Raw genomic sequence first — 26673 nt, forward strand, 5'->3', positions numbered from 1 at the left:
GCGTCAGACCACTAATCATCCTCATCGTGACGGTTGTCGGCAGGAAGCGCATCCGTCCTTCCGTCCTCATCGGATGAACTGCCGACGTTGACTGAGGTTGTTTCCTGAGCCTGATTTATCTCACTGGTATCTCTCGAAAGCGTGACGGTAATGATGTCACCTGCATAGACCTGCGATCCTGCAGCGATATTCTGCGAGACGCAGACGCCGGTGATGTCGCTCTTATCCATATCGATATAACAGTTGAGGTTGAGCTTGGTGCAGGCTTCCAGGCACTCTACGGCAGTCATGCCCGTCATGTTCGGAACCCTCGTGGTAAGCCACTGTTCCTTTGTGACTCCGTACGGATAGAGCACGACGACACCGCCCTTGTACAGTTTGTAATTGTAATCCGGATGTGTGGTGGCAATTACCGTATCAGGGGTCATGTCCAGCGTTCCGTAGAGAGTTGAAAGTCCGTAGTACGTGATCGTGGAAGAAGCCTGAGCAGCGGTCTTTCCCTCTACTTCCTGTACCCATTCTCTTTTGAGGAGCTGGTCGTATTCGTCTTTGTTGAATCTTCTCTCAACGCCCATATAAGACAGTGTGCCTTCAACGATCTTTGCAGCCGTGGAAGCGGCAGATGAAGATCCGACAGAATAGTCTCTCGGCTTGTTGATGACGACGAGGACAGCGATCTTCGGATCGTATGCGGGAGCATAACAGGAGAACGAGAGAACGTGCGCGCCCTTGAGTTTGCCGACGTCAATCGTTGATGTCGATGTCTTACCGGCCACAGCATAACCTGCAACTTTACCGGCAGAACCTGTACCGTCGGATACAACGCCTTCCATCAGAGTCCTTACTCTCTTGCATGTATCTTCGGAGAATACCGTGCGTACTACCTCAGGTTCGATCTCATCAATGATGTTGCCGTCCGGATCGGTAATGTATTTTACGATGTGTGGAACGAGCAGGTCTCCGCCGTTGATGATCGCGCAATACGAAGTAATGAGCTGGATAGGTGTGACCGTCGATGACTCTCCGTATGCGAGAACGGCCATATCGACCGTGGTCGGTTCGCTGTGGAAGATGCCTTTTCCTTCTGCCGGGAGGTCTATCCCCGTGTGGTCATAGAAACCGAGCATGCGCACATATGAATAATACTTGTTAAGGCCGATCCTGTAAGCAAGCTGTGTAAATACCGGGTTGCAGGAATTCTGGAATGCCTTCTCCAGAGTCTCCGTGCCGTGATTGTATCCTTTCTTTTGCGCCCAGCAGGAGATCGTATGCTTTGACGAGATGGCGATAGGCTCATCGCTGAAAAGTTCGTCTTCCCTTGCGAGGTTCTCTTCAAAAGCCATGCATGTCGTAAGCGACTTGAATGTTGAACCGGGCTCGTATGTATCGGATACGCATCTGTTACGCCATGCGTTAGCCATGACGTATTGGACCTGATCCTCAGAACTCATCAGGTTCCAGTCTTCTTCGCTCGTACCGTAAGGCATTGCGTACGGATAGTTAAGATCGTAGTTCGGAAGCGATACCATCGCATAAACGGCGCCCGTATAAGGATTCATTACGATGGCGCAGACACCGTCGATGGGATCGTATTTCTCATATGCTTCCTTAGCGGCCTGCTCGGCTATTCTCTGGATACTGATATCGATGTTGGTGACTATGTTGTTGCCATCCGATACAGGGATCGACGTTGCGTCGGAATACGGAAGAACGCCTCCTGTGATCTCGTCCGTTTCCGAGTATCTGTAGCCGTCTTCACCTGAGAGGACCTCGTTATAATATGCTTCAAGTCCGTAGATGCCCTTAAGGCTCTCACCGTCGTTCTTTGCATATCCGATGACCTGTGAAGCAAGGTTTCCGTAATTGTAGTATCTCTGGGGAACTGCCACGAAGCCGAAGCCCTTGATCTTGTTATCTTTCAGGTACTTCTCGAACTCGGCTTTCTTCTCGGCAGGGACATTCTTGATAATGTCGCATCCTTCGACATTATTTCTCTTGTCGGTCTTATCCTCAGGATCTTCAGGGATTATCGAATCGAGTTTTGCATAATCGACACCGAGATAAGATACGACCGCCTGCATTATCTGGACCCTGTCCATATCAGGTGCAGAGACAAGCTTCGGAGAGCAGATTACTGTAAAGTCGTAAGTATTTGAAGCGAGCGGAGCTCCGTTGGAATCGTATATCATTCCCCTGTCCGCACTGTATGTCATGAGTGTCCACTGCTCATCAGCGGCAGCTCTTGCATATTTATCGTAATCTACGACAGTTGTCTGATAGAGAGTGTAGACAAGATATCCCGAGTAGCCGACGACCGCTGCAGTTACAACCGAGATCCAGAACTTAGGAAAGAAATCATGCCTGAAGTGGCGTCTTTGCTTCTTCGGCTTGGGCGCTTCTTCAGTGACTTCCTGTGAGCCCGTTACCGGCTCTTTTTCGTTATTTACCGGGATGAGCCGCATAGTAATCAGCCAGAGCGTCCTTGGAATCATTGAAAGCATCGTCATTGATTCCGTCGGTGTTGTATGTCATTCTCGTACGGAGTGAATCCGTATTAGGAATGGGAAGATTGATTACCTGATTCTGGTTAGGATCCTGCATTCCGAGAGCCAGCGCCTGGGCACGGATTACGTCCATGTCCGCAATACCGTTCGCATTCTCTTCAGCATTTACGATCTCTCTTTTTGCTGTATTGATCTGATCCTTGAGATTGGAATTGTCTCTTGCGAGCTCGGAAAGTTCGGTCTGCGGATAGAGGAGCAGCATTACAAAGAATCCGATGAGGATTACGAGGCCGATCGAAAGGATGGTCTCGAAAAGTCTTCTGCCCGTAAGTCTTCTGGACTTTTTCTTGTTCTCGCGTCTGGTCTTGGCATCTTCGTGATCACGTGCATAACTTACCGTTCTTGCACGGACATCCTCATAAGATATAACGTCTCCGTTTCCGCCTTCATGAGACGCGCCGGAATTTCCGTTGCCGCCGATATTGCCGTTTCCGCCGGAGTTGCCGTTGCCGCCAAAGTTTCCGCTTCCGCCGGAACTGCCGTTTTCTCCGGAATGGTTGTTCATGCCGGACATGCCATTGCCTTCGGCATTATCGCTTCCTTCGGAACCGTTACCGTTGTGCTTAAGGGTTATATCCGTCTTTTTTGCAGACAGAACCTCAAGGAGCATCTCATCTTCAACGCCCACTTCAAAGCTTTTAGCTTTTCTTTCCGGATTTCTGACTGCCATCTTTATATTCTCAACCTCTGACCTGAATGTTAGTTGTACTGTTCGTTATCGTTCCTCTCAAATACCCTTAGTTTCGAACTTCTCGATCTGGGATTTATCTCAATCTCCTCTTCCGTTGGCTCGATGGGTTTCTTTGTAATAACCGTTCCGAGTGACTTCTTGCCGCAAACGCATACGGGGAAATCACGGGGACAGGTGCAGGGACTCTCAGCGCTCCTGAATGCTTCCTTTACGATCCTGTCCTCAAGCGAGTGGAACGAGATCACGGCGAACCTTCCGCCGGGTTTAAGCTTTCTTATTCCGTCCTGGAGCAGAGATTCAAGTCCGCTCAGTTCATGGTTTACTTCTATTCTTATCGCCTGGAAGCATCTCTTGGCCGGATGCTGATCCTCACCACTGCCGTGACCGGGCATATATTCCTTTATAGCTGCCGCAAGTTCCGTTGTCCTTGAGAACGGCTTCGTTCTGCGTCTCTCGCAGATACCGTCGGCGATCCTGCCTGCGTGGCGCTCCTCGCCGTACTCTCTGAAGATCCTCTCGAGATCATCTCTCGAATACTTGTTTACGACTTCAGCAGCCGTAAGCCATTCATTAGGGTCCATTCTCATGTCCAAAGGACCGTTCTTCATGTATGAGAAGCCTCTTTCAGCCGTATCAAGCTGATATGAGGAAACGCCGAGGTCAGCCATGATGCCGTCGACCTTGCCGATCTTAAGGCTTCTAATGATGTCATCGATATCCCTGTAATCGGACTTTACGGGCATCCAGTTAATACCCTCAAACGCTTCTCTTCTTTCCATGCATGCCGCAAGAGCCGCATCGTCCTTGTCTATCGAGACAAGGATGCCCTGACCTCTCATCCTTCTCGCGATCTCGGCGCTGTGGCTTCCGCCGCCTGCAGTGCAGTCGACATAGATGCCGCCGGGTCTGACGTTAAGTGCGTCGACCGTCGGATAAAGAAGTACGGGAATGTGATCAAAATCAGAGACCTTTAACATAGCACATCGTCTCCAGTCCTACTATATTGCTCAAGTCGTGATCCTCGTGGTCATAGAATACCTTTGTGCAGATATCGAGCTTGTAACCGATATCGAAAACACATATCTCGTCACCGGGTTTTGCCCCGATGTTTTCCCAAAGTTCGCTGTTAACCGAAACTCTGCCCTGTGCATCAACATTGATCTCTCTGGCTTCACCGATGATCGTTCTCATAACTTTGTTGAATCCCGGAACAGCGGTGTTCCTGTCGGGGTTCATGAACGACGGCAAGATCTCCTTTTCATAGTGCTCCTGGGAGTAGACGCAGAGATAGCCGCTGTCGATGCTGTTGGTAACTACAACAACACTTCCAAGCTTATCTTTGAGCTTTGCGGGAATGAAAAATCTTCCCTTAGCGTCTATTTTCTTTACGTCTCTTGCCATTTTGAGTCTCAGTTAGCTTGATTTTGCGGGGTTTTAAGCTACAATAGGTCAATCAGACCATTTTGCTCCACTTTTGTGAGAGTTTCCTCCCCTTTTCACCACACAACTGTATTCTATTCGTAACTATCTTTTAATGCAAGAGGATATTTGTAATTTTGGTGAAATTTGTTAAATATTTTTTCTTATGCCCTTTACATTGGGCAGAAATCCGTCAACAGCGGGCACTTTCGGCAATTGTTATTGCTGGAATGATATAGCATAAACCGTGGTTTTGCAAGCCGGACCGAATGTTACAAAGCCCGTAATTTAGCGGGGGTGCAAAGTGGAGGAAAAATTCCGTCTCCGGCCCTAAAAGCGAAAAATGGATGAAATCTGTTCCTTTTTCACACCGCACAGGGAGCGGATAAACATACTGAACAGCCGCAGTAATATGCGGTTTATATCTCTCTGAAATCCGGATAGGACGGAATGGCACCGTGTTTCTGGACGCTGACGGAACAATACCGGTTCGCAAAGTCCAGACAATCCTTTATGACATCTGGAGAACAGCTGCCGAGGCCGTCACGCTCTATGCCGTGTGCCCTGAGGCTCCACAGGAACGAGCCGATAAAAGCATCTCCTGCACCGGTTGTGTCGACAGCCTTAACTGCAGGAACCGCAGAATCGACCGTGCCGCACATGTTTACAGCGCATGCGCCGTCCTTGCCTTTTGTAAGTATGATGAGCTTAACGTTGCCACAGCCCAGGACCGAAAACGCTTCATCAGGATCTGATGTTCCGGCTATGAACTCAAGTTCCTCATCTGATATCTTGAGAATGTCGCATTCGGGCAGGAACTCCCAGATCACTTTCTTTAATTCATCTTTATCTTCCCAGAGCATGAACCTGAGATTGGGATCGAAACTTACGATCGCGCCGTTTCTCCTCGCTATCGTTATCGCGGTTTTGTGAGCGTCCCTCATCGGGAAGTCTCCCAGTGAAACGCTGCAGAAATGCAGGGCATAACAGCCGTCCAGCATCTCGCCCGTTACCTCGGAAGGGGCAAAGAGCATATCCGCAGAAGGATTTCTGTAGAATGAATAAGTGCTCTTCCCGTCAGCCGTCTGACTGACGAACGCGAGTGCCGTATTTGCTTCAGATGTATAACTTATATATGAAGTATCTACTCCCGCCTCATTCAGAGTCCTGGTTATCAAATCACCGAAAGGATCGTTCCCGAGTTTGGTTATCATGCGGGACTTGCCGCCGAGCTTTGAATAAGCCGCGCTGACATTTGCGGGTGCACCGCCCACAGCGGGAGAAAAGGCGCCGACTTCGTGGAATTCGCAGCCTTTTCTGTCAGGAATGAAATCGATAAGCGCTTCGCCTATGGCAACGAGCGTATCGTTCAGCCTCAACGCACATACCGAAGCTGACGCGCCTACTACCGCGATCCTTACCTGCCTGTATTCAGGATAGAATCTGGTGCTCATGACATACTGCCCGTCATTGATGTATATCTCGAGAGAAGACACATCCGCGATGATCTTCAGCGTTTCGAGATCTGAGATCTTTATCCTGCGCCAGGTCCTGCCGTAACCTTCACCGTTGGAAAAACTTAAAGTAAGTACACCCTGCTCTTTATTCCATCTTATCTCCGCTCCTGAAACGGATACACACATATCTGAAGAACATACGTCAACGTCGGCTTCAAAAGGAAGTCCCGTCCAAGCTTCACCTTCAACCGCTTTGGCCTTTCCCTTTATTCTTTCCAATTCCCTTAACGGTCTCTGGATAAGCCTGCCATCCGGTCCCGCCGATATCTCACGAGGCAGAGTCAGGCAATGCTGCCAGCCGTAAGGCACAGTCGGATTGGCATACGAATCATCGCCTATGCCCATCCATCCGATAAGAAGCCTTCTTCCGTCAGGTGCGGTGAAAGTCTGTGGAGCATAGAAATCGAAGCCATAGTCGAACTCTTCAAAATCGCGGAGTTCATTTTCGTCAACAATGAAATAACCGCTCTGGAAAATATTCTGAAATCTGTATTCACCCTGCTCGATCCCCTGAGGGCAAACGGCAAGATATTTCTTTTCTCCGATCTCAAAAACATCGGGGCATTCCCACATGTATCCCATACCGGGAGCCGTTAAGCATCCTTTATATTCGAGTGAATAAACATCTGTGCCTTCGTAGAAAAGAACACAGCCTTTGTCATCTGTCGTCCTCGCGCCGAGCACCATCTTATAAACGCCGTTTTCGAAAGTGACCTTAGGGTCTCTTACATGACACGAACAGAAAGACGGATAATCGCTGTTCGTTAAGATGACCTTCTTTGATGACATTTTCGAGCCGTCTTCGGAAACCGCAAATATGACATTGGCTCCACGCCCTTCAAGAACGTAATCGTATCCGCCTTCTTCCATCACGTTTCCCGTATAGAAATATTCGGCATGATCGGCAAAAGCAACCGCAGATCCGGAGAATACCCCGTCCCTGTCTTCCGGAATGCCGGCAGAAAAGACAATCCCGTCATATTTCCATGAAAGAAGATCTGAACTTATATAGTGTCCCCAGCAGCGGGTGCTCGAACCATCAGGAGTGCCGGGCGAATACTGGAAATAGACATGATACAAGCCGTCAAAAAAGCAGAGTCCGTTAGGATCGTTCATCCAGCCTTCCGGCGGTTCAATATGAAGATTCTGTCTCCATCTGCCCTTCATTGAAAACCCCGCTATGATTTACGCGACATCGATATGTTCAGGATTACTCCGAACGCGAGATAATTGATCAGCATGGCGGTACCGCCAAGGCTTATGAAAGGAAGCGGAATACCCGTGATCGGCAGAAGTCCGACTGACATACCCATATTCTCAATGTAATGGAACGCAAAATAACTTGTAAGACCGGTAAGCATATAGGATGCCGATTTGGAAGGGACCTTTGAGGCCACGAAAAGACATCTGCAAAGGAAGAAGAACGCGAGGATTATTACCGTGGTCGTTCCTATAAATCCCATGTGTTCGGATATCGCCGCAAAGATAAAGTCACTCTCCTTAACGGGAACCGACGTCAGGATACCCGTGTGGTTGCCGGTAAGACCGCCTGAAGCGATTGCGTGCTGCGACTGCAGGAGATTGTATTCGGCTCTCGGATCGGAACCCTGGAAGACAAGCGATAGGATCCTGTCCTTCTGATAAGCTTCCAGATAGAAATACCATACTGCAGGAAGCACTACAACAACGATGGTAGAAAACGCGAGCAGGAAATACCTGTACCTTACTCCCCAGGCGAACATCATGCATACGAACGTAAATACGATGACCATCGCTGTACCGAAGTCAGGCTGGGTAAGTATGAGCAGCATCGGCGGAGCATAAACGGCCGCCATGATGCCATAACCTTTGAGGAGAGATACCTCTTTGTTGTGCATCATTTCGAAGATGTCCGAAGCCACCATGATGAGTCCTATCTTGGCGAGCTCGGAAGGCTGGAAGTTTCCGATAACCGGAAGATTGAGCCAGGAGTCCGCGCCCCAGGTGCCGGCAAGCGAATAGCCGTCAATAGGAACCAGGATCAGGAGGAAGAGTGATACAGCGTATATAAGTCTTCCGATGATCTTAAGGAAATGCTCGTCCAAAAGGCTTATGATCAGCGCGCAGATGATGCCGCCGACAGTAGCCGCTATCTGTCTGTAGTAGTTGCCCGGATAAGCCGCATAACCTTTGGACAGAACTTTTTGAAGGACATAAAGGCCGATTATCGTCATTGCCAGCACGGGCACAACAAGATAATAGTCGACGGTCTTAAGACCGTCTTTCCCGCGAAGTCTTACAACGCCGGAACCAGCCTTATCCATTATTATTTCTTACCTTCTCCTGTCAGAGCGCCTTCATAGAGTTTTGCGGGAAAGCCTTTCTTCTCGATCTTCTTAGTTCTTGCAACAGCAATATAGATGAGGCCTGCAACAACGAAAACAAGAGAAAGGAGCTGTGAGATCCTGATGCCGGTTCCCGTGATGTACAGGGAGTCGGTCCTCAATCCTTCGAGGAAGAATCTTGCGGTTCCGTAAAGGATGAAATAAACGCACGATGTCTCGAAAGGAATCTTGGAATGCTTTCTCACATAAAGGAGTATAAAGAAAATAATGAGATCGCAGATCGATTCATAAAGGAATGTCGGATGTACCGGCATTGTGGGAACCAGAGTCAGACAGTTCATTCTGAGGAACTGCTCGACAGAAGGACTCGTCATGCCCCACGGCAGATTGGTTGTGGTGCCGAATGCTTCCTGGTTGAAAAAATTACCCCATCTTCCAATGGCCTGACCCAAAGGCAGATATACTACGCAGTAATCGGCAAGCTCCCTGAAAGGGATCTTCCTTATATAGCACATGACAAAGCCGCCGATGAATACGAGGATGACTCCGCCGTAAATGGCAAGTCCGCCGGATCTCGTATCGAAGATCAGTTTCCAGTCCTGCTTGTAGTAATCCCAGTTGCACGCAACATAGTAAGCTCTTGCGCCGATGATGGCACAGGGGATTATCATGAGGATCGTATCGTATACGAGTCCCTCGGGGAAGTTCAGTTTCTTTGACTGCTTTACGGCGAGAAAGACGCTCACGATAAGAGCCAGCGCGATCAGGATGCCGTACCAATATACGGGGATATTGCCGATCCTGAATGCGACCGGATTTATCTCCACGTTTATCCCCAGACCGGGGAATTTAACCTCTTCCATGTTTATCATGTTTCCTTATCCTCCTGCCCTAGCCGTACAGGCCCGGGTAAATCCCTGATATATTACCACAAAAAGAAGTTTATAACTTTCAAAAGTTGTTTTCGAGGGAAACTGAAGGATTACCCGAAATATGCCTGAAAATCCGTATTCCCGGAAACGGGGTCCGGCAGACCGTCTTTAATGGCGTTCTATAAAAGCCCTTGGCTCTTCAGATATTCAAGAGCCTGGACCTTATTTATCTCAACTGCCCTGATAAGATCGTCCTTGGAAGTCATCTTCTCTTCAGGTCTTAAGAAATGCAGCATCTCGACGGTAAGGTTTGCTCCGTAGATATCCTCATCAAAGTCAAAGATATAAGTCTCGGCGACATCGTTCACCGCATCTTCGAGCGTCGGTCTTCTTCCGACGTTCGTGACTCCGTAGAGGACTCTCTGGCCGAGAAGTATGCGCGTTACATAGACGCCTCTTCTCACCACATATTTATCTTCAGGAATGTTCAGATTTGCCGTCGGAAAGCCCATTGTCCTTCCGAGCATCTTTCCCTGCACGCAGCGTCCGGAATATGAATACGCCCTTCCGCCGCAGAGTTTCAAAGCAAGATCCACATCACCCTCTCCCAGAGCGCTCCGGAGCCAGGTCGTGGATATCTTCTTCCCCGTGTCTTCGAGCATGCGGTCTCCGACCACTATGACGCGGACATTATTTGCTTTTCCGAACTCTTTTATCATGGCGACATCGCCGCCGGCGCCTTTGCCGAATCTGTAATCCTCACCCATGACGAGGGTATCGGCTACGGCACGGTTTAAAATGATATCGGTAAGATACTTTTCGGGTTCCATATCCTTAACCGCATCAAAGTCCAGTACGAGCAGTTCTTCCGCACCCGTTCCGCCTATCAGCTTAAGTCTCTCTTCCGCTGTATATAAAGGCTTATCACCGGATTTACAGAGATTTCTGAATGTCTGGACAGTTGATGTAAGACCGTCCCTTTCGGCGGTGGAAACAGCTTTTTTGATGATGTCCTGATGACCCTGATGGAGTCCGTCAAAAAGGCCGAGCGCGATTACGCGGCCCTTTGTCCCAAGCGGGAGGTCATCGATACCGTATGTGCTGCAGACTTTAATCATGAGCGTAGAGCCTTTCTATCCTCATAGTAAGAGCGCCGTTTTCCATTGACGGGAAAACAACGGCAATAAGCCGGCCTTCGCTTGTCGCCCTGTAATAGACGCGTTCTTCCGAAGCATCAACTGCCAAAGGAAACGCGATCTTCCTGCCGAACTTTATATCCCTTGTTTGCTTTGCATCGAGCTTTATCTCCGGCAGGAAACTCAATGTCTCAGAAGCATCCCTTACAAACGAGAAGTCATCTTCCATGACCATCTTTTCGAGTTCTTCCGGAGTATAGGCATCCTTTACGCTGAACTGTCCGTTGACCGTTCGCCTGAGAGATTCGGCATATGCGCCGAAACCCGTGATGTCGCCTAAGTCCGAACAGATGGTCCTGATATACGTTCCCTTGGAGCACATGCAGTCAAAGTCCACCGCTATGCCCTTTTCAGGTATTTCGATATTCCTGATATCAAGTGCATATATGGTTACCGGCACAGGCTTAAGATCCGGCACCTCCCCTTTTCTGGCAAGTTCATATGCTTTCTTTCCGTCGATCTTCTTCGCGGAATATGCGGGAGGGAGCTGTTCCCTTGTCGCCTGCACTTTGGAAAAAGCCTGACGGATCTTTTCGTAACCGCCAGCGGAAAGCTCTGCGATCTCTTCTTCGGAAGGATAATCTTCTGATATAAACTCACCCGTCTTGTCCATCGTATCGGTTCTTGCACCGAAGATGCATCTGCATGAATAGCCTTTGTCGAATCCTTCACAGAATCTGAGATACTTAAGTCCCTTTCCGACAAAGACCGGCAAAAGTCCGGTGGCAAAAGGATCGAGCGTACCGAGATGCCCGACTTTTCTGGTTCCGAGGAGTTTCCCGACAAAACGGTCAGTCTTGAAGGATGTCCATCCTTCAGGCTTATCTACAAGAATGAATCCGTCCGGGATCATATAAACTCTCTTACCTTTTCAACGATATCTTCAGCAAGCTCATAGATATTGACATTTCTTACGGTGAAGCCTGCCGCTCTGACATGTCCGCCGCCGCCGAATCCTTCGGCAAACTTCGAACAGTCGAAATAATCCTGCGATCTGATATTGCCTCTTATCTCGCCGTTCTCGAGTTCTCTCAGAACGATCGCGAGTTCCACTCCGTCTATGTCGCGCATTGCGGAAACGACGTCATCGATGCCGTCGGGTCCGGCATTATATTCGACAAACTGCGAATAAGGCACAACGGTAAGAGCAAACTTGTCACCGTAATAGAACCTGACTTCAGATCTGGCTTTTGCCGACAGCAGGAATTTCTGTTTTGTCTTCCTGTCGAAAAGGTTGTAGCAGACTTCAGAGATGTCTCCTCCGAGTTCGATCAGAAGGCCCGCAGTCTCCAGCGTCTCGGGGCGGGTATTCTTAAAGGTGAATCTTCCTGTATCAGTTACTATACCCGCCAAAACCGCTTTTGCGGCATTCGGCGCAAGGATATCCTTTATCTCTTTCCCCGTCATTGCGGCTATCTGCTCGGCAACATAAAATACCATCTCACTTGCCGAGGATGCATCGGGATCGATCCACATATTGTCAGACCTTGCCGTTACCGAAGCGTGGTGGTCTATGACGATCCTGTTCTCTATCGAATCAAAGATCTCTCCGCATATCCCCATCCTTGAAGGCTCGGAAATGTCCGTTGCAATTGCGGCTCCGACCTTTTTACCGGCTATGGTGCCTGATGAGGAGTATTCATCCGAGAGGTCGGATTCCGCTGCCGGATGGAAAAAGAAATCATCTATTCCCAGGAACTTCATGTTCTCGGGAAGTGCCTCGGGCATGGCAACATATGCATCCGCTCCGAGACTTCTGATCATGGAGCAGATACCCGACGCCGATCCCACGCAGTCTCCGTCCACACTTCTGTGAAGGAAAATAAGGATCATCTCGTTGGCTGCTCTTGCTTTCTCTATAACGCTTAAGATATTTCCGGCGCTTCTTGCGCTCCCTTCTTTATAGCGTTCTCTCATTAATGGATCTCCATTCTGTTCAGTTCAGTAAAAAGGAATGGCAAAGAAGCCTTATGCTTCTTCGCCACCTTCCTCTTTATTGCCGTTTTTTTCTTCTCTCGCAAGTCTTCTTGCTTCGTCTTCCTTGATCGTCTTATCGATCAAAGCTTCCATCCTGAGCGCGTTGTTAAGGGTGTTATCAAGTTTGAAGCTGAGTTCCGGAGCGATCCTCAAGTTGATCTGCTGCACGGTCTCATAACGGATAAATCCCTTAGCGTGCTCTATGGCTTCCATGGCTTCCTTCTGTGTCTTCTCGTCACCGTAGACAGAGATGAAGACCGTGGCGTGAGATAAGTCCCTGCTCATCTTCACGGATGTAACAGACGTAAGCAAAGGAACCCGCGGATCCTTCAGCTTGGTCGAGATAATTGTGGAGATGATCTTCTGGATCTCATCTCCGACTATCTCAGGTCTTCTGTTTTTCATATCAGTCCCTCTTAACTTCGATGTTGCCGAATGCTTCGATAACATCGCCGATCTTAATGTCGTTGTACTTCTCGACCGTAAGACCGCACTCGTGTCCGGACAGTACTTCCTTTACGGAATCCTTCTCGTGCTGCAGTGAGCCGAGAACGCCGGTATAAACAACGACGTCGTCTCTGATGACTCTGACGCTTGAAGCTCTCTGGATCTTACCGTCAGTGACATAGCAGCCTCCGATGGTTCCGATACCGCTAACCTTGAAGAGCTGTCTGACTTCCGCATGACCCCAGATGACCTCTTCGATCTTCGGAGCGAGCATACCCTTCATTGCGTTCTCGACATCTTCGATCGCGTTGTAGATGACGCTGTAGAGTCTGATGTCAACGCCTGTCTCTTTTGCCTTATCAACGATCATCTGTGAAGGTCTTACATTGAAGCCGATGATGATGGCATTCGATACGTCAGCAAGAACGACGTCAGATTCGTTGATGGCGCCGACAGCACCGTGTATGACGTTGATCTTGACCTCATCGTTGGAGAGCTTCTCAAGGGACTGCTGAACTGCTTCGACAGAACCCTGAACGTCTGCTTTGATGATGATATTGAGATCCTTGACATCGCCTGCGGCCATCTGTGCGGCAAGTGTGTCGAGGCTCATCTTGGATGATCTGTGGAGCTTCTCTTCTCTCTGCTTGATCTTACGCTTTTCAACGAGCTGTCTTGCTGTCTTATCGTCAGATACGGCATAGAGGATCTCGCCTGCCTCAGGCACTTCGGGAAGACCCAGGATCTCGACAGGGATGGAAGGCCCTGCCTTCTTGATGGGAGCGCCCTTGTCGTCGTACATGGCTCTTACGTTACCGAGGATAGGACCGCATACGATCGTATCGCCCTGTCTCAGAGTACCGCGCTGTACGAGAACGGATGCTACAGGGCCTCTGTTCTTATCGAGTTTTGCCTCGATGACGGCGCCCTTCGCCTGGCTCTTAGGATCCGCCTTGAGTTCCATGACGTCTGCTGTGAGCAATACGTTTTCGAGCAGGTCATCGATACCTGTTCCCTGCTTTGCGGAGATGGGAACCATGATCGTCTGACCGCCCCACTCTTCACATACGAGACCGTACTGTGTAAGTTCCTGCTTAACTCTCTCAGGATTTGCACCCGGCTTATCGATCTTGTTGATCGCAACGATGATCTCCGTGTTGGCTGCCTTGGCGTGGTTGATAGCCTCGATCGTCTGAGGCATTACGCCGTCGTCTGCAGCTACAACGAGGATCGCGATATCCGTGAACTGGGCACCTCTGGCTCTCATCGTCGTGAACGCTTCGTGACCGGGGGTATCGAGGAATGTGATCTGGCGGCCCTTGAGTCGTACGGTGTAAGCACCGATCTTCTGCGTGATTCCGCCTGCCTCGCCCTCAGTAACGTTAGCTGATCTGATCTTGTCGAGGAGTGATGTCTTACCGTGGTCAACGTGACCCATGACTACAACTACCGGCGGCCTGGGTTCGAGGTTCTCCGGATTGTCTGCATCATCGAAAAGGATATCCTCTTCAGTCTTCTCCTCAAGGAGTTCTGCATTGATGCCGAAGCTGTCTGCGACAAGGCATGCGGTATCGAAATCGAGTTCCTGGTTAATGGTAGCCATTACGCCGAGCTTCATCAGAGCCATGATGATATCAGAGCTCTTCTTGCCGATACCTTCGGCAAATTCCTTGACCGTGATGAAAGCGGGGATCTTGATCTCGGTGATGACCTGCTCGATCACAGCCTGCTGCTCGGACTGCTTCTTTTTCTTCTTCTTGAAAGAGAAATCGTCATAATCACCGTCGCTGTTGACGCGTCCCGTGAACTGGGATGTGCGTGACTGCTTTCTCTTGTCGACATTGGCGTTCTTCTCGCCGTCTCTTCTGTCTGTATTGCTGTGCTTCTTGTCGAAAGCGCTCTTCTCGGCATAGGAAGATCTGCTCTTCTTTGCATCTTCGATCGGAGCTTCAGCTCTCGGCTTGGGTGCTCTCTTGAACTGGGGACGTGAACCGTCCTCATCCTTATCCTTGTCAAAGCCTGCGCCCGGCTTCTGGAATCCGCCGCCTCTGTTGCCGCCAAATCCCGAACCGCCGCTTCTTACAGGACTCTTCTTGTCCTTGCCGGCATAAGTGATGACAGTTGAACTCCTGATCGTCTCGCCTCTGGCGGGAACATCGGGAAGCGAGATTACAGCGGAAGAAAGTCTGGGTTTTGTCACAGGCTTAACTTCGGGCTTCTTCTCTTCCTTAACAGGTTCTGTCTTTTCCTCAGGCTTCTTCTCTTCCTTTGCGGGCTCGGCCTTTTCCTCGGGCTTCTTTTCTTCCTTTACGGGTTCTTCAGCCTTCTTCTCTTCCTTTTCCTCAGCCTTCGGAGTCTTTACTGCGGGAGCAGCCTTCTTCGCGGGCTTCTTCTCCTCTTTATCCTCAGCTTTGGTTTCCTCGGTCTTAGGCTCTTCTTCCTTCTTCTCAGAAGACTTCTTTGCCGTGGTCTTCTTGGCTGCAGGCTCTGTCTTGGCAGCAGTCTCAGTCTTAGCTGCGGCAGTCTTCTTTGCAGGCTTCTTTTCCTCTGCAGGCTTCTCTTCAGCCTTTTCAGCAGCTGCTTCCTTCTTCGGAGCAGCCTTCTTGGCAGGCTTGACCTCTGCTTCCGGAGCAGGAGCCGGTGCCGGAGTCTCTACCTTTGCTTCAGCAACGGCAGGGGCTTCGGGAGCCTCTTCAGTCTTTTTCTTATGTACGCGTCCGAGCCTCATCTTCTTGCTGCCGGATACGCCTCCGACAGTCAGACCGCTCTTTTTATTTTCATTGTCTTCACTCATCAAGTATCTTCCTCCTCGTTGATATTCTCGAGTATGGCGGAAATGCCTTCCGCAAAGTTCTTGTCAGTAATTGCCGCAACTGTTCTGTTTGGCTTTCCCAGGGCGTCTCCCAGTTCTTCCGATCTTGCAAAACTGTAGCAGGGGATCTCATCTCCGTCTGTTATGTTCTTTAAGATCCTGTTCAAAGAGTTTGCCGAAATGTCTTTTGTGATGATCAGGAGCTTAACGTTGCCTGAGCGTATCGCTCCGGTCACGGCGTCGCTTCCCGATACCACTTTGCCTGCGCGTGATGCAAGCCCGATCATTCCGAGTGCTCTTTCCTTCTCTGTCATCCGTTTTCAGCTATGCTCCCCAAAAGAGTCTGCGCCAGTTCACCGATCTCTTCATCAGTCAGAGGCTTCTTAAGTCCTTTCGAAAGCCTGGCTGCCTTCTTAAGCTCAGCCGTTATGCATGCCTCGTTACGGCAAAGATACGCGCCCCTTCCGGCAAGCTTGCCGGTGGGATCGTATGCGACTTCGCCTTCCGGAGTCACGACGATACGCAAGAGATCGTTCTTATCTCTTACCGTCCTGCAGGATACACAACTTCTTTGCGGCTTCTTCTTCATAACATCAATCTTACTTACTGATCTTCTTTGCCTGTCTCATCATCAACGACCTTAAAGTCATCGATAAGTGCCTTGGAAGCTTCAACGCTCTCGTCAGACTCTTTCTTGATGTCGATCTTGAATCCTGTGAGTCTTGCTGCGAGACGGACGTTCTGACCGCTCTTGCCGATAGCGAGGGAGAACTGCTGGTCAGGTACGATTACCTTTGCATATCTCTCGACTTCACCGTTCTCGTTTGTGGTGATCTCGGTATCAACTCTCGAGACCTTTGCAGGCTGCAGAGCTTCACTGATGAAGAGTGCGGGATCTTCCTTCCAGTCAACGATGTCGATCTTCTCTTCAGCGAGCTCGTTCATGATCTGCTGAACTCTCTGGCCTCTCTGGCCAACGCAGGAACCCTTTGCATCGATATCCGGATCCTTGGAGTAAACGGCGATCTTTGTTCTGGAGCCTGCTTCTCTTGCAACGGATCTGATGATGACATCGCCTGCCTTGATCTCGGGAACCTCGAGCTCAAAGAGTTTTGTAACGAGTCTTGCGTCTGTTCTCGAAAGAACAACGGAAGGTCTGCCGTTAGCTTCCTCAACGCCCATTACGAGGAACTTCATGATCCTGTCCTGATCGTAATGCTCGTTGCGGTTATTTCTGATCTGACCGTCATGCTTAACAACGGCTTCTGCACGTCCGATATTTACATAAACATTTCTTGCGTCTCTGCGTACGATGGTTCCGGAAGTGATCTCGCCGATCTTGCCGGAGAACTCCTGCTCGATCTTTGCGCTTTCAGCGTCTCTGAGCTTCTGGTTGATCGCATTCTTTGCTGCGCTGGCAGCAAGACGTCCCAAGTCCTCAACGTCGATCGCAAGCTCGATCTCGTCTCCTACTTCAACGTCCTCATCCTGTTCCTTAGCTGCCTCAAGGGAGATCTCGTTTGCCTCGTCGACTACTTCCTCGACTACTTCAACGAGCTTATAGAGATAGATCTCGCCGGTCTCTCTGTCGATCTCGGCATTAACGGACTTGATGACTTCCTTGTTGTCATTGTCACGGAACTCACGTCTGTAAGCTGCAACGAGTCCGCTCTCGATGGCCTGGAACACTTCCTCTTCATCGATATCTCTTTCTTCAGCGAGGAGCTTTACAAGACTTACTATTGTATCCTTGGGTTCCTCTTCATTCTTCTTTCTCGGCATTTTATATTTCCTCCTAAACTTAAAAATCTATATGACGTACGGCCTTGGCGATATCCTCAAGACTGAGCGTTACCTCGCTGCCGTTATCAAACACGAATGTTGCCTTTCCGTCTTCCGCACCCTTGATCTCCGCGGTAAAGGTCTTCTTACCTTCCAGAGGCTGATAAAGGGAGATATCAACCTTCTCACCGCTGTAACGGTTATAGTCCCTCTCTGTCTCCAGGGGTCTTGTAAGACCGGGAGAAGAGACTTCAAAAAAGTCCGGATCTATTGAGGCTGCCTCATCGATCACCGGGTCTACCGCACGGCTGACTGTCTCACAGTCGTCGATCCCGATACCGCCCTTTTTGTCTATATAGAGCGTCAGGACCATACCGCGAGCTTCTTTGACATAGGAACAATCGACAAGATCAAAACCCAATCTGGCCACTACAGGTTCCGCAAGCTCAAACGCTTCCTGTGCCACCTTTGATCTCTTTGCCAAAATAATCTCCTCTTAAAACAAAAAACGGACACGCAAAACGCTGTCCGTTCGTAAAAAACTCTTTTATGAACTCGGTTATTTTATCATAAGGAAAAGAATAGTGCAAACCGAAAAATGTTCCTAATTTTTTACACTTTTATATTCTCTTAATCGTGCAAATAAAGTAAAATAAGTTTATCCAAATATCCAATGGAAATATAATCCCCAAAGGAGAAAACATTTTATGATCAAACTTATTGCAGGACCTAAGGGTACGGGAAAGACAGCTAAACTTGTCGATGACATCAATGCAGTTGCAGCTACAGACAGCAACGTCGTATGTCTTGAGAGAGGAAACAGATTAGACCAGCTTCTTAAGCCCACAGTACGTCTTGTAAATATGAAAGAATACCCCATTGAAGGTTTTGACCAGGTTCTCGCATTCATCTGCGGCATCTGCTCCAAAGATTACGACTTGACACACATCTATGTGGACGCTATCTGCAAAGTTGCAAACAACTACGATCCCGAAGGTCTCGGCGCTTTCCTTTTGAAGCTCGACGAATTCCTGAAGGACACACCTGTTGAAGCAACCATCCTTTACAGCGGCGACATCAACAGCCTTCCTGAGGAAGCAAGAAAGTTCGCATAAGCCGGAGTTAATACGTAAACCAGCCCGGGCCATATTTGGGTCCGGGCTTTTAAATAACAAATCAGGAGGAACATTCACATGGGTTTTATGAAGGAATTCAAAGAATTCGCACTCAAGGGCAGCGTAGTTGACATGGCGATCGGTGTCATCATCGGTGCAGCGTTCAAGGACATCGTCACATCGTTCACCGACAATTTCATCACTCCGCTCATCGCTTCAATCGGCGGAACTGACATCGCAGGTTCCATCAGGCTTCCCTGGGTCGATTATACAGGCCTGACACTGGAAGAGATCCAGAGCCTCTCGCTCAACTATGGCGCATTTATCTCTGCCATCATCAACTTCCTCATCATGGCAATAATCCTCTTCGTCATGCTCAAGGGCATCAATGCACTCAAGAGCGGTGTCGGCAAGATCGGCAAGAAGGGCAAGAAGGAAGAGCCCGCACCTGCACCGGAGCCTTCTGATGAAGTCAAGCTCCTTACTGAGATCAAGGATCTCCTTAAGGCACAGAAGAAGTAATCTTCACTTAGAGCTTTACAGTAATAACACAAGGACCGTCTCAAATTGATCGAGGCGGTCCTTCTTTTGTGTTTGTGTATATCCGGAAAACCGGTCTTTACTTCATCTTCACCAGTTCATACTCGCGGGAGCCGATGCCGATCTTTTCGGCGTGCTCAAGTGTTTCTGCCCATGAGACGTTCGGATTGCTGTTGTGCCAGTGGTCACCGTGATCGTGGAAATGCGCACTTGCAATGTTGTCGCCGAGCTGGCTGTTTCTTATCGGTTCAGCCTTTGAGCACAAGTCAACGCAAGCCTGATCCAGAGCGACGGGATCAAAAGATGCGAGCATTCCGATATTCGGCAGGATCGGCGCATCGTTCTCGCCGTGGCAGTCGCAGTTCGGAGAGACATCCGTTATCAGACTGATGTGGAAATTCGGTCTGCCGCTGATTACGGCTGCCGTATATTCCGCCATCTTGCACCCGAGGAGCGAAGCCGCATTCCAGTTGTCGTTCTCTATGGCATCGAAAGCACAGGCTCCGATACAGCGTCCGCAGCCCTTGCACTTATCAGGATCTATCCACGCCTTGCCGTCATCATAACTGATGGCTGCAGAACCGCATTCCTTAGCGCATCTCCTGCAGCCTCTGCACATATCCGTAATGACATGGGGATGTCCGCTCTGGTGCTGCTGCATCTTTCCGGCACGGCTGCCGCATCCCATGCCGATGTTCTTGATCGTGCCTCCGAATCCGGCCTGCTCATGTCCTTTGAAATGTGTGAGTGAGATGAAGATATCCGCATCCATTACGGCACGTCCGATATATGCTTCCTTGCAGTATTCACCGTTTGGCACGGGAACTATGATGTCATCCGTTCCCCTGAGTCCGTCGCCGATGATTATCTGACATCCTGTTGTGACCGTATTAAAGCCATTGATGTTCGCGCAGTCCATATGCTCGAGCGCATGCTTGCGGCTGCCGGGATACAGGGTATTGCAGTCGGTAAGAAAAGGCATGCCGCCCTTTTCCTTTATCACATCGGCAACTGCCTTTGCATAATTCGGTCTTAAGTAAGCGAGATTTCCGAGTTCGCCGAAATGCATCTTGATCGCAACAAACTTTCCGTCCATGTCTATGTCGCCTATTCCCGCGAGCTTTATCAGCTTCTGCAGTTTCATAGTAAGCGGAACACCCAGGCCGGTCCTGAAATCCGTAAAGTATACCTTTGATCTCTCCATAAAGTTTCTCCTTTATTTGCCGCTTCCGACGAACAGCGATCTGTATTCGCCGGGAGCCATTCCCTTCTCCTCACGGAAAACTCTGTTGAAGCTCGGTATGCTCTGGAATCCGGACAGCATCGCGACCTCGGTCAGTGTCCTTCCCTCCTCTGCAAGAAGCGCTGTTGCCTTTTCGAGCCTTATCATGTTCAGCCACTTGCTGTAGTTCATTCCGGTAACGTTCTTAAATATCCTGGAAAAATATTCGCGGCTGATCCCGGCCATCTGTGCCATTGCGGTCTGAGACAGATCATCTGCCGTCAGATTGTTCTTGATGTAATCGGTTACCATCAGCATGCGCTTCATTACGTCATTGCCGAAACTCTGCGTATCCTCTTCGCTGAGTTCCGGAGTAAGTTCTTTTCTGTATTCATACAGTGTCAGCATAAACTCCATTAGGAGCATACAGCATCTGATCTCACGGTCAGATCTTTCAGCCACAAAGATATCCCTCATCTGGAAAATAATATCCTTCAGCTTCGCCGCAAGCTCCGGATGAGACTTGACGCATACAGTATGGAAATTGCGGTACATGTGCATGATGCGCCTTAAGTCAAAGAGCGAATTGATGAACGCATTGGAGAACTGAATGACCAGAGAATCTTCCCGGTTCGCGTCAACGGTCGAATGCATCTCCATCGGCCATACGATGACGATATCATCCGTATCAAGTTCATAAGTATTCTTTCCGACGCAATAGATGTTCGTCTCGCTCGGTGCGACCAGCAGGATCTCACCGTAAGAATGCCAATGTGCCTGATAGCTTCTCTCTTTGAAGCCGGTGGACATATTGAACGCGCTTACATGATCAAAATCGTATATCTCGTAATTGCTGTAATCCATATGATATTACCTGCCTTACGGATATTATAACATCCGGCCGCCGGCCGGACTTTCAAGTTTGTGTCAATTAATGTCCGTATCTTGTTGATATATCCTGACAAAAAATGATAACCCGGATGTCTATTAGTGAGAGGGCTGATCAGACAGTCAATACTATAATCTCATCGTTCCGAAAATAAGCACGGGAGTTGAATGCATGAAGAGCAATATCACAGACATGACTCAGGGAAGCCCGACCCGGCATATCTTGATGTTCGCGCTGCCGACACTGATCGGCAACGTCTTCCAGCAGATCTATAACCTCGCCGACTCGATGATCGTTGGTAATGTTCTCGGTTCGGAGGCATTCGCCGCTGTAGGTGCTACATCTTCTATAACCTTTCTCTTTTTTGCACTCTGCAACGGCATAGGAAGCGGCGGAGGAGTTGTCGTATCGCAGTATTACGGAGCTCACGATGACAGCAATGTCAGAAAGTGCATCGTTAATACAGGCCTTATCATGCCGATCACTCCCGTGCTGTTCGGATTAACCGTTTTTTTCTTAAGCCCGCTTCTTCTGAAGCTGCTCGCCACACCTGACAACATAATGACCGATGCGGTTCTTTATACGCGCTTCATGTGCGTCGGACTCCTGTTCGTTTCTCTGTATAATTATCTTTCATCAATGCTCAAGGCACTCGGAGACTCAAAGAGTCCTTTGTATTTCCTTATCGTTTCTACCATCATAAACGATGGTTTTCAAGGTCGTGCGTCTCGGTGCCCCGATGTCGTTGCAGTTCGGTCTCATCGCGGTATCGTCAATGGCTCTCCAGTTCGTGGTAAACGGCTTCGGCACTACTGCGATCACTGCATTTACGGCAACCAACAGGATCGAGCAGTTTTTCGGAAGCACCCTCATCAGTTTCTTCGTTTCGAAGGAAGATGATATCGCCCCCCAGGTCATCGAGCTCGGTGCAAAAGGTCTTAAGATCACGAGCCTGTTCTATCTTTCGCTCGGTCTCATCTATGTTGTACGCGGTGTGCTCACGGGTTTGGGCGACGCATTCTTCGCGTTGTTACCGAATGGATCAGATATAAGGCTTATTTCAGATCAAAAGTCTCACTTCCTTCAAGAGAGATCAAAATACACGTTCCCGCAAAACATAAGATACACAAGGGTTCATTCCGTTTACTTCCGCAGAAATTTCATCACTGATCCATTCACCACGGAACAAGAAAACAAAATATAAAAGTTCAGAACAAACGTGACTGGACCGCTTCTTTGTGCGACAATATGCATGGTGATTATTGTATATGAGGTGAAGCATGGCCGAGTTTCTTAACGGACTGAGCGTATGGAAGATCGCAGACATCGTCTGTTGCTATCTTTTTATTATCGTTCTTTTTATCTGGGGCGGAACAAACAAGTTCGGCAGAAAAGATGAATTCAACGAAGACTATACCAGTCTCGAAGTAATGAAATCCCTAAGAGGAATCGCAGCCATCGGAGTCATGCTCCATCATATCTCACAGGAATACATGCTGCAGGAGGAAGGCGTCCTTTCCGCATTCGTCAATGCAGGCGTTTACTTCGTTGCCATCTTTTTCTTTTGTTCAGGATACGGACTTATCAAGAGTTTCGATTCCAAGAAAAATTATCTTAAAGGTTTCATCAGCAAAAGGATAGTTAAGGCCCTTGTCGTTCCGTTCTATATAAACGCCTGGATCTACGGTCTTTTCTTCTTCATCACGAAAATGGGACTCGAGAAATTGCAGTGGGTCACTAACCTAACCGGACTTACGATGATGAACACCTACGCGTGGTTCCCGATAGTACTCGCGATCCTGTATCTTATGTTCTACCTCTGCTTCCGTTTTATCAAGAAACGTCCGGTATCCTTTGTCATCATATTCGTCTTCATGATAGCAATGGGAATCGGATTCTGCTTCAACGGACATTTCGCATGGTGGGCAGGACCCGAGAACTGGTGGACGACCGAAGAAGGACAGATGAACGCCGAGTGGTGGATGTACGACAACGTATTCTGGTTCAGCGGCGAGTGGTGGGTCAATGCGGCGCCCGCATTCCTGACGGGTCTCGTTTTCGCAACTTACGAAAAGAAGATAGCAGCATTCTTCAAAAAGGCATATGCACTCAAGCTCCATATTCTTCTCGTTATCACGGTCATCCTCTACGGGCTCTCTTCTTTCGGTCAGTCGGTGTTCGGTTACTGGACAGAGTTCAACGGCAACGGACCGGATATCGGAAACAAGATCGTATCCTACTTCTGCCAGATACCGCTTCTCACAGTGGTACCGCTGACGATATTCGTCTTCATGATGAAGTATCACGTAAAGAATCCGGTGCTTGCTTTCTTCGGCAAGTATTCACTCCATACATATCTCATGAACCTTGCCGTCATTACGTTTTTCAGGTTTATGACTTTCCCGGTTCTCTTCGATTACGGCAAAGGCAATTTCCTGCTCTTCGCAATTTGTGTCCTGGCCTTCTCCACCCTCTTCGGTGTCGGAGAACAGAAACTTACGGACCGTATCCAGAAACTGTTGTTCAGGGATAAGAAAAAAGACATTCCCGCGCCTGTCAAAAAGATCGAAGACAGCAGCGAAAAAGAACCTGACAAAGAAGAACAGGCTATTCTCCGTAAGGAAAAGCAATACAAAACGGAATCCTGATCAGACCTTCACTTCGAGCTTTCGTTTCTCTTCGCGGCGCTGTTTTCTGCGGAGTTTCTTAAGTTCCGCCTCATCCTTGTCTCTGAGCAGATAGAATGCAAATGCCGATACTACGCCATAGATGATCAGCAGCAGCACACTCATGGCAGACGCTCTGCCGTAGAATCCCCCGTCGAACGCCTGGTTACGGATAAACATCATTATCGTGGTATTGGCATTCTGCGCGTCGTGATCACCGCCGATCGCAGAAGAGATCTCCCACATTCCGAGACCGTCAAGGATAGACATGACTGCAATATAGAGCACGATCGGACGCATACAGGGAAGCGTTACGCGGAAGAATGTCTGGGTCCTGGTGGCGCCGTCTATCTCTGCGGCTTCGAACACCTCGGTAGGAACGCTTGTTATACCCGCATATGCATAAATAAACGTAAAACCGAAGTGCATATAAGTATTTACAAGAACGATCCAGAACGGTGAATTCCACAGGAACGACAGATCATCAGTTTCGATACCGAATCCGTCGAGCGCGATTATCGTGAACAATGTCTCCAGAAATTTCGGAAGCGTCAGTCCCATGACCGCCAGGAATGCAGTACCCATCGTCATCGCGGATATCAGTCTCGGCAGGAAATATACAGTCCTGAAAAGGAACTTGCCCTTGATATTAAACCTTCTGTCGGTCATTATCGCCGCAAGCCAAAATGCGAATATCCATTCGGGAACAGTCTCCGCTATCCAGAACACAAAGGTATTTACAAACGCCTTCTTGAACATCTTGGTCTGAAGGATACTCGTGAAATTCGCATACCACGGTTTGTCTATCGAAGGAAGAAAACGCCAGTCTGTATTACCCACGCCTCTGAGGTCTGTAAAAGCAAGTATTATCGTCTTCCCCAAAGGCCAGAAATGAAAAAATAAGAATGCAATGATGAACGGGATAACAAAGATGTAGCCCCATTTGGCATAACGCCTCTTAAGCATCTCCTTTTTCCTCATATTATCCCCTTACATCTGCATAGCATTCTTTCGGGAACTCCTTCATGAAGTTCCGCCACCTCATATAAGTATACCATTACTGCAGATATCAATCACTCGGTAATGAAGACAAGTTCTCCGTTTTCGATCCCGACCGTGCCGCTTACCACTGTCCCGCGTCCGCCCTGATAATCCTGTCTGACGACGGTAAGATCATCACCTTCCACGCCCCTTATCCTGTAATCGTATTCCGTGCGGTCATTAAGCATATATCCCTTTCCGTTTCGGACATCATACACGGCAATAAATGTTGTGACGATCCCGCTTCCGGTAGTAACCGTGGCACAAAGATCTTCATACCCGTCTTTGTTAACATCATATCTGACGGGATATTCAATGACCGTTCCCATAAGATTGATGTTTTCATAGACATAATCATACAATTGCCGTACATCATCCGGCATCTCCGTACCTGAAGTCTCCACTGAGTCTTCCGCGCTGCCGTTCCTTGCCATATCAGACAGTTCTATCCAGACGGCGGGACGTATTCCGCTCACACCGCATGCATTATCGATATCTTCCTCATCATCGAAATATTCCTGTGCCTCATTCTTGGTCAGTATGAAAACTTTTTCAGTTTTCACATCCGCGATCACCGAGCGCTCGAAATCGGTAAATGTCTCATCGGCATAAGTTCCGTTCAGCCATTCGCGTATCGCTCCGGTCTCCCATCCCGGGATGCTCCTGTTCAATTCTTTTCTGCTTATGACATCCTCGGAAATGATGAGCGCCTTGTTTCCTTTAACTTCCAAAACGAGCCAGTTGATACAGCCGTTATAATCGCCAAACTCTATTATCTCTCCTTCACTGACGCCTTCAGAACGGATAATACACGCATTGGCCTGTCTTCTCATTTCAATGCTGTCACCGTATCCGTTCAGAAGATCGAATCCGTCTCTTGCTGCCCTGTATTCACCTGCATAAAGGAGGTCCATCGCATCATTGTATCTGTCCTCATAATCCGTATTGTTGTACAGATACGTACGGTCTTCCTTTTCCGTACATGAACAGACCAGGAAAACACATAATGACAATACCGCTGCAACTGAAAGAAAACGTCTCATCGTGCAACTCCTCTTAACCCCGCTGATACCAAAAGAGTAACACGTGAAAAACAGACCGTTCAAGGGACAAACTCTTACAATAAGACCGCTAAAAAAGTGAAATTGGTATTTGTGCCGATAAAAAGAGCTGCCCCGCTTGAGACAGCTCCGTTCTATTGTTATCAATCTTTTTTCTTCTTTTTGTTCTTGTCTTTTTTCTTCTTTTTCTTGCCCTTTTTCAGTTTCGCGGCCTCATCAGGTGAAGGTTCTTTTTCCTTGACCCTCTTTTCGGGAACAGACTTAAGAGATGCGATTCCGGAAGATACAAGTTCTATAGTTTCATTGTTTACGGAATAGTAAGCAAATCTTCCTCTGCGTTCTACATTCACGAGTCCCGCCTCAGTCAGACAGGCCATGTGATGCGACAGTGTCGGCTGGGTGAAATCAAATTCCGAGAGGATATCCTTTGCGGTTATCTCACCCCTCGAAGCTATCAGAGACAGTATCCTGAACCTGACGTCTTCAGCAAGAACGCCCAATATCTCCAGGAACTTTTCATCTCCTTCTGCCATCTGCA

The 26673-nt window shown here is 48.8% G+C and carries 25 protein-coding genes; 4 read left to right on the forward strand and 21 right to left on the reverse strand.

The annotated features are described in order from the left end of the window. Positions 1-11 precede the first annotated feature (11 nt). From BO18_RS32950 to rimP, 16 genes are all read right to left on the reverse strand, one after another. Positions 12-2501 (reverse strand): penicillin-binding transpeptidase domain-containing protein, encoded by a 2490-nt coding sequence (locus BO18_RS32950; RefSeq protein WP_185752481.1) that lies wholly within the window; start codon positions 2499-2501, stop codon positions 12-14. Then, positions 2440-3234 (reverse strand): hypothetical protein, encoded by a 795-nt coding sequence (locus tag BO18_RS32955; RefSeq protein WP_051688841.1) that lies wholly within the window; start codon positions 3232-3234, stop codon positions 2440-2442. Before BO18_RS32955 ends, BO18_RS32950 begins: the two co-directional genes overlap by 62 nt. A 29-nt stretch (positions 3235-3263) precedes the next feature. Continuing rightward, entirely contained in the window at positions 3264-4232 is a 969-nt protein-coding gene (gene rsmH, locus BO18_RS16280) for a 16S rRNA (cytosine(1402)-N(4))-methyltransferase RsmH (protein WP_034448024.1), read from the reverse strand. Next, positions 4216-4656, reverse strand: coding sequence for a division/cell wall cluster transcriptional repressor MraZ (locus tag BO18_RS16285; RefSeq protein ID WP_051688842.1), 441 nt, complete (start codon positions 4654-4656; stop codon positions 4216-4218). Before BO18_RS16285 ends, rsmH begins: the two co-directional genes overlap by 17 nt. A gap of 437 nt (positions 4657-5093) precedes the next feature. Beyond that, complete coding sequence (locus BO18_RS36295; RefSeq protein ID WP_051688843.1) at positions 5094-7358, reverse strand: PfkB family carbohydrate kinase; 2265 nt, start codon at positions 7356-7358, stop codon at positions 5094-5096. A gap of 11 nt (positions 7359-7369) precedes the next feature. Further along, positions 7370-8494, reverse strand: a complete 1125-nt coding sequence (locus tag BO18_RS16295) for an FtsW/RodA/SpoVE family cell cycle protein (protein WP_034448026.1) — start codon at positions 8492-8494, stop codon at positions 7370-7372. 2 nt (positions 8495-8496) lie between these two features. After that, positions 8497-9387, reverse strand: coding sequence for a prolipoprotein diacylglyceryl transferase (gene lgt, locus BO18_RS16300; RefSeq protein ID WP_051688844.1), 891 nt, complete (start codon positions 9385-9387; stop codon positions 8497-8499). A gap of 179 nt (positions 9388-9566) precedes the next feature. Beyond that, entirely contained in the window at positions 9567-10505 is a 939-nt protein-coding gene (gene ribF, locus BO18_RS16305; protein ID WP_034448028.1) for a riboflavin biosynthesis protein RibF, read from the reverse strand. Further along, positions 10498-11436, reverse strand: coding sequence for a tRNA pseudouridine(55) synthase TruB (gene truB, locus BO18_RS16310; RefSeq protein ID WP_051688845.1), 939 nt, complete (start codon positions 11434-11436; stop codon positions 10498-10500). The genes ribF and truB overlap by 8 nt, the downstream gene beginning before the upstream one ends. After that, a complete protein-coding gene (locus BO18_RS16315) occupies positions 11433-12500 on the reverse strand; it encodes a DHH family phosphoesterase (protein WP_034448030.1) in 1068 nt (355 codons plus the stop codon). The genes truB and BO18_RS16315 overlap by 4 nt, the downstream gene beginning before the upstream one ends. A 51-nt stretch (positions 12501-12551) precedes the next feature. Further along, positions 12552-12965, reverse strand: a complete 414-nt coding sequence (gene rbfA, locus BO18_RS16320; protein WP_034448032.1) for a 30S ribosome-binding factor RbfA — start codon at positions 12963-12965, stop codon at positions 12552-12554. A 1-nt stretch (position 12966) separates the two neighbouring features. Next, positions 12967-15801, reverse strand: coding sequence for a translation initiation factor IF-2 (infB, locus tag BO18_RS16325; RefSeq protein WP_051688846.1), 2835 nt, complete (start codon positions 15799-15801; stop codon positions 12967-12969). Continuing rightward, positions 15801-16133: a L7Ae/L30e/S12e/Gadd45 family ribosomal protein gene (locus BO18_RS16335; RefSeq protein ID WP_034448035.1), complete on the reverse strand. Its 333-nt coding sequence runs from the start codon at positions 16131-16133 to the stop codon at positions 15801-15803. The genes infB and BO18_RS16335 overlap by 1 nt, the downstream gene beginning before the upstream one ends. Beyond that, entirely contained in the window at positions 16130-16408 is a 279-nt protein-coding gene (gene rnpM, locus BO18_RS16340; RefSeq protein WP_034448037.1) for an RNase P modulator RnpM, read from the reverse strand. Before rnpM ends, BO18_RS16335 begins: the two co-directional genes overlap by 4 nt. 14 nt (positions 16409-16422) lie before the next feature. Beyond that, on the reverse strand, positions 16423-17601 hold the full coding sequence (gene nusA / locus BO18_RS16345; protein ID WP_034448039.1) for a transcription termination factor NusA: 1179 nt from the start codon (positions 17599-17601) through the stop codon (positions 16423-16425). Positions 17602-17620: 19 nt separating this feature from the next. Beyond that, positions 17621-18085, reverse strand: a complete 465-nt coding sequence (gene rimP, locus BO18_RS16350; RefSeq protein ID WP_051688847.1) for a ribosome maturation factor RimP — start codon at positions 18083-18085, stop codon at positions 17621-17623. 223 nt (positions 18086-18308) lie between these two features. Between rimP and BO18_RS16355 the strand changes: the two genes are divergently transcribed. Then, positions 18309-18716, forward strand: coding sequence for a hypothetical protein (locus BO18_RS16355; RefSeq protein ID WP_034448041.1), 408 nt, complete (start codon positions 18309-18311; stop codon positions 18714-18716). A gap of 78 nt (positions 18717-18794) precedes the next feature. Next, positions 18795-19238 carry a large conductance mechanosensitive channel protein MscL gene (gene mscL, locus BO18_RS16360; RefSeq protein WP_034448043.1) on the forward strand — a complete coding sequence of 148 codons (444 nt, stop codon included), beginning with the start codon at positions 18795-18797 and terminating at the stop codon, positions 19236-19238. A 97-nt stretch (positions 19239-19335) separates the two neighbouring features. Here the strand turns inward: mscL and BO18_RS16365 are convergent, their stop codons facing one another. After that, a complete protein-coding gene (locus tag BO18_RS16365) occupies positions 19336-20460 on the reverse strand; it encodes a DUF362 domain-containing protein (protein WP_034448045.1) in 1125 nt (374 codons plus the stop codon). A gap of 12 nt (positions 20461-20472) precedes the next feature. Beyond that, positions 20473-21342, reverse strand: coding sequence for a helix-turn-helix domain-containing protein (locus BO18_RS16370; protein WP_034448047.1), 870 nt, complete (start codon positions 21340-21342; stop codon positions 20473-20475). A gap of 196 nt (positions 21343-21538) precedes the next feature. Here BO18_RS16370 and BO18_RS16375 point away from each other — a divergent pair, with 196 nt between their 5' ends. After that, on the forward strand, positions 21539-22267 hold the full coding sequence (locus tag BO18_RS16375) for an MATE family efflux transporter (protein WP_051688848.1): 729 nt from the start codon (positions 21539-21541) through the stop codon (positions 22265-22267). Positions 22268-22647: 380 nt separating this feature from the next. Continuing rightward, complete coding sequence (locus BO18_RS16380) at positions 22648-24015, forward strand: acyltransferase family protein (protein WP_034448050.1); 1368 nt, start codon at positions 22648-22650, stop codon at positions 24013-24015. On the opposite strand, the gene BO18_RS16385 is transcribed toward BO18_RS16380, so the two are convergent. From BO18_RS16385 to BO18_RS16395, 3 genes are all read right to left on the reverse strand, one after another. After that, positions 24016-25014, reverse strand: coding sequence for a carbohydrate ABC transporter permease (locus BO18_RS16385; protein WP_034448052.1), 999 nt, complete (start codon positions 25012-25014; stop codon positions 24016-24018). 92 nt (positions 25015-25106) lie between these two features. Then, positions 25107-26117 carry a hypothetical protein gene (locus BO18_RS16390; protein ID WP_034448055.1) on the reverse strand — a complete coding sequence of 337 codons (1011 nt, stop codon included), beginning with the start codon at positions 26115-26117 and terminating at the stop codon, positions 25107-25109. Positions 26118-26278: 161 nt separating this feature from the next. Beyond that, the gene (locus tag BO18_RS16395; RefSeq protein ID WP_051688849.1) at positions 26279-26668 is read right to left on the reverse strand and encodes an ArsR/SmtB family transcription factor; all 390 of its coding nucleotides are present in this window, start codon (positions 26666-26668) and stop codon (positions 26279-26281) included. Positions 26669-26673: the final 5 nt, after the last annotated feature.

This window comes from Butyrivibrio sp. AE2032 (assembly GCF_000702965.1).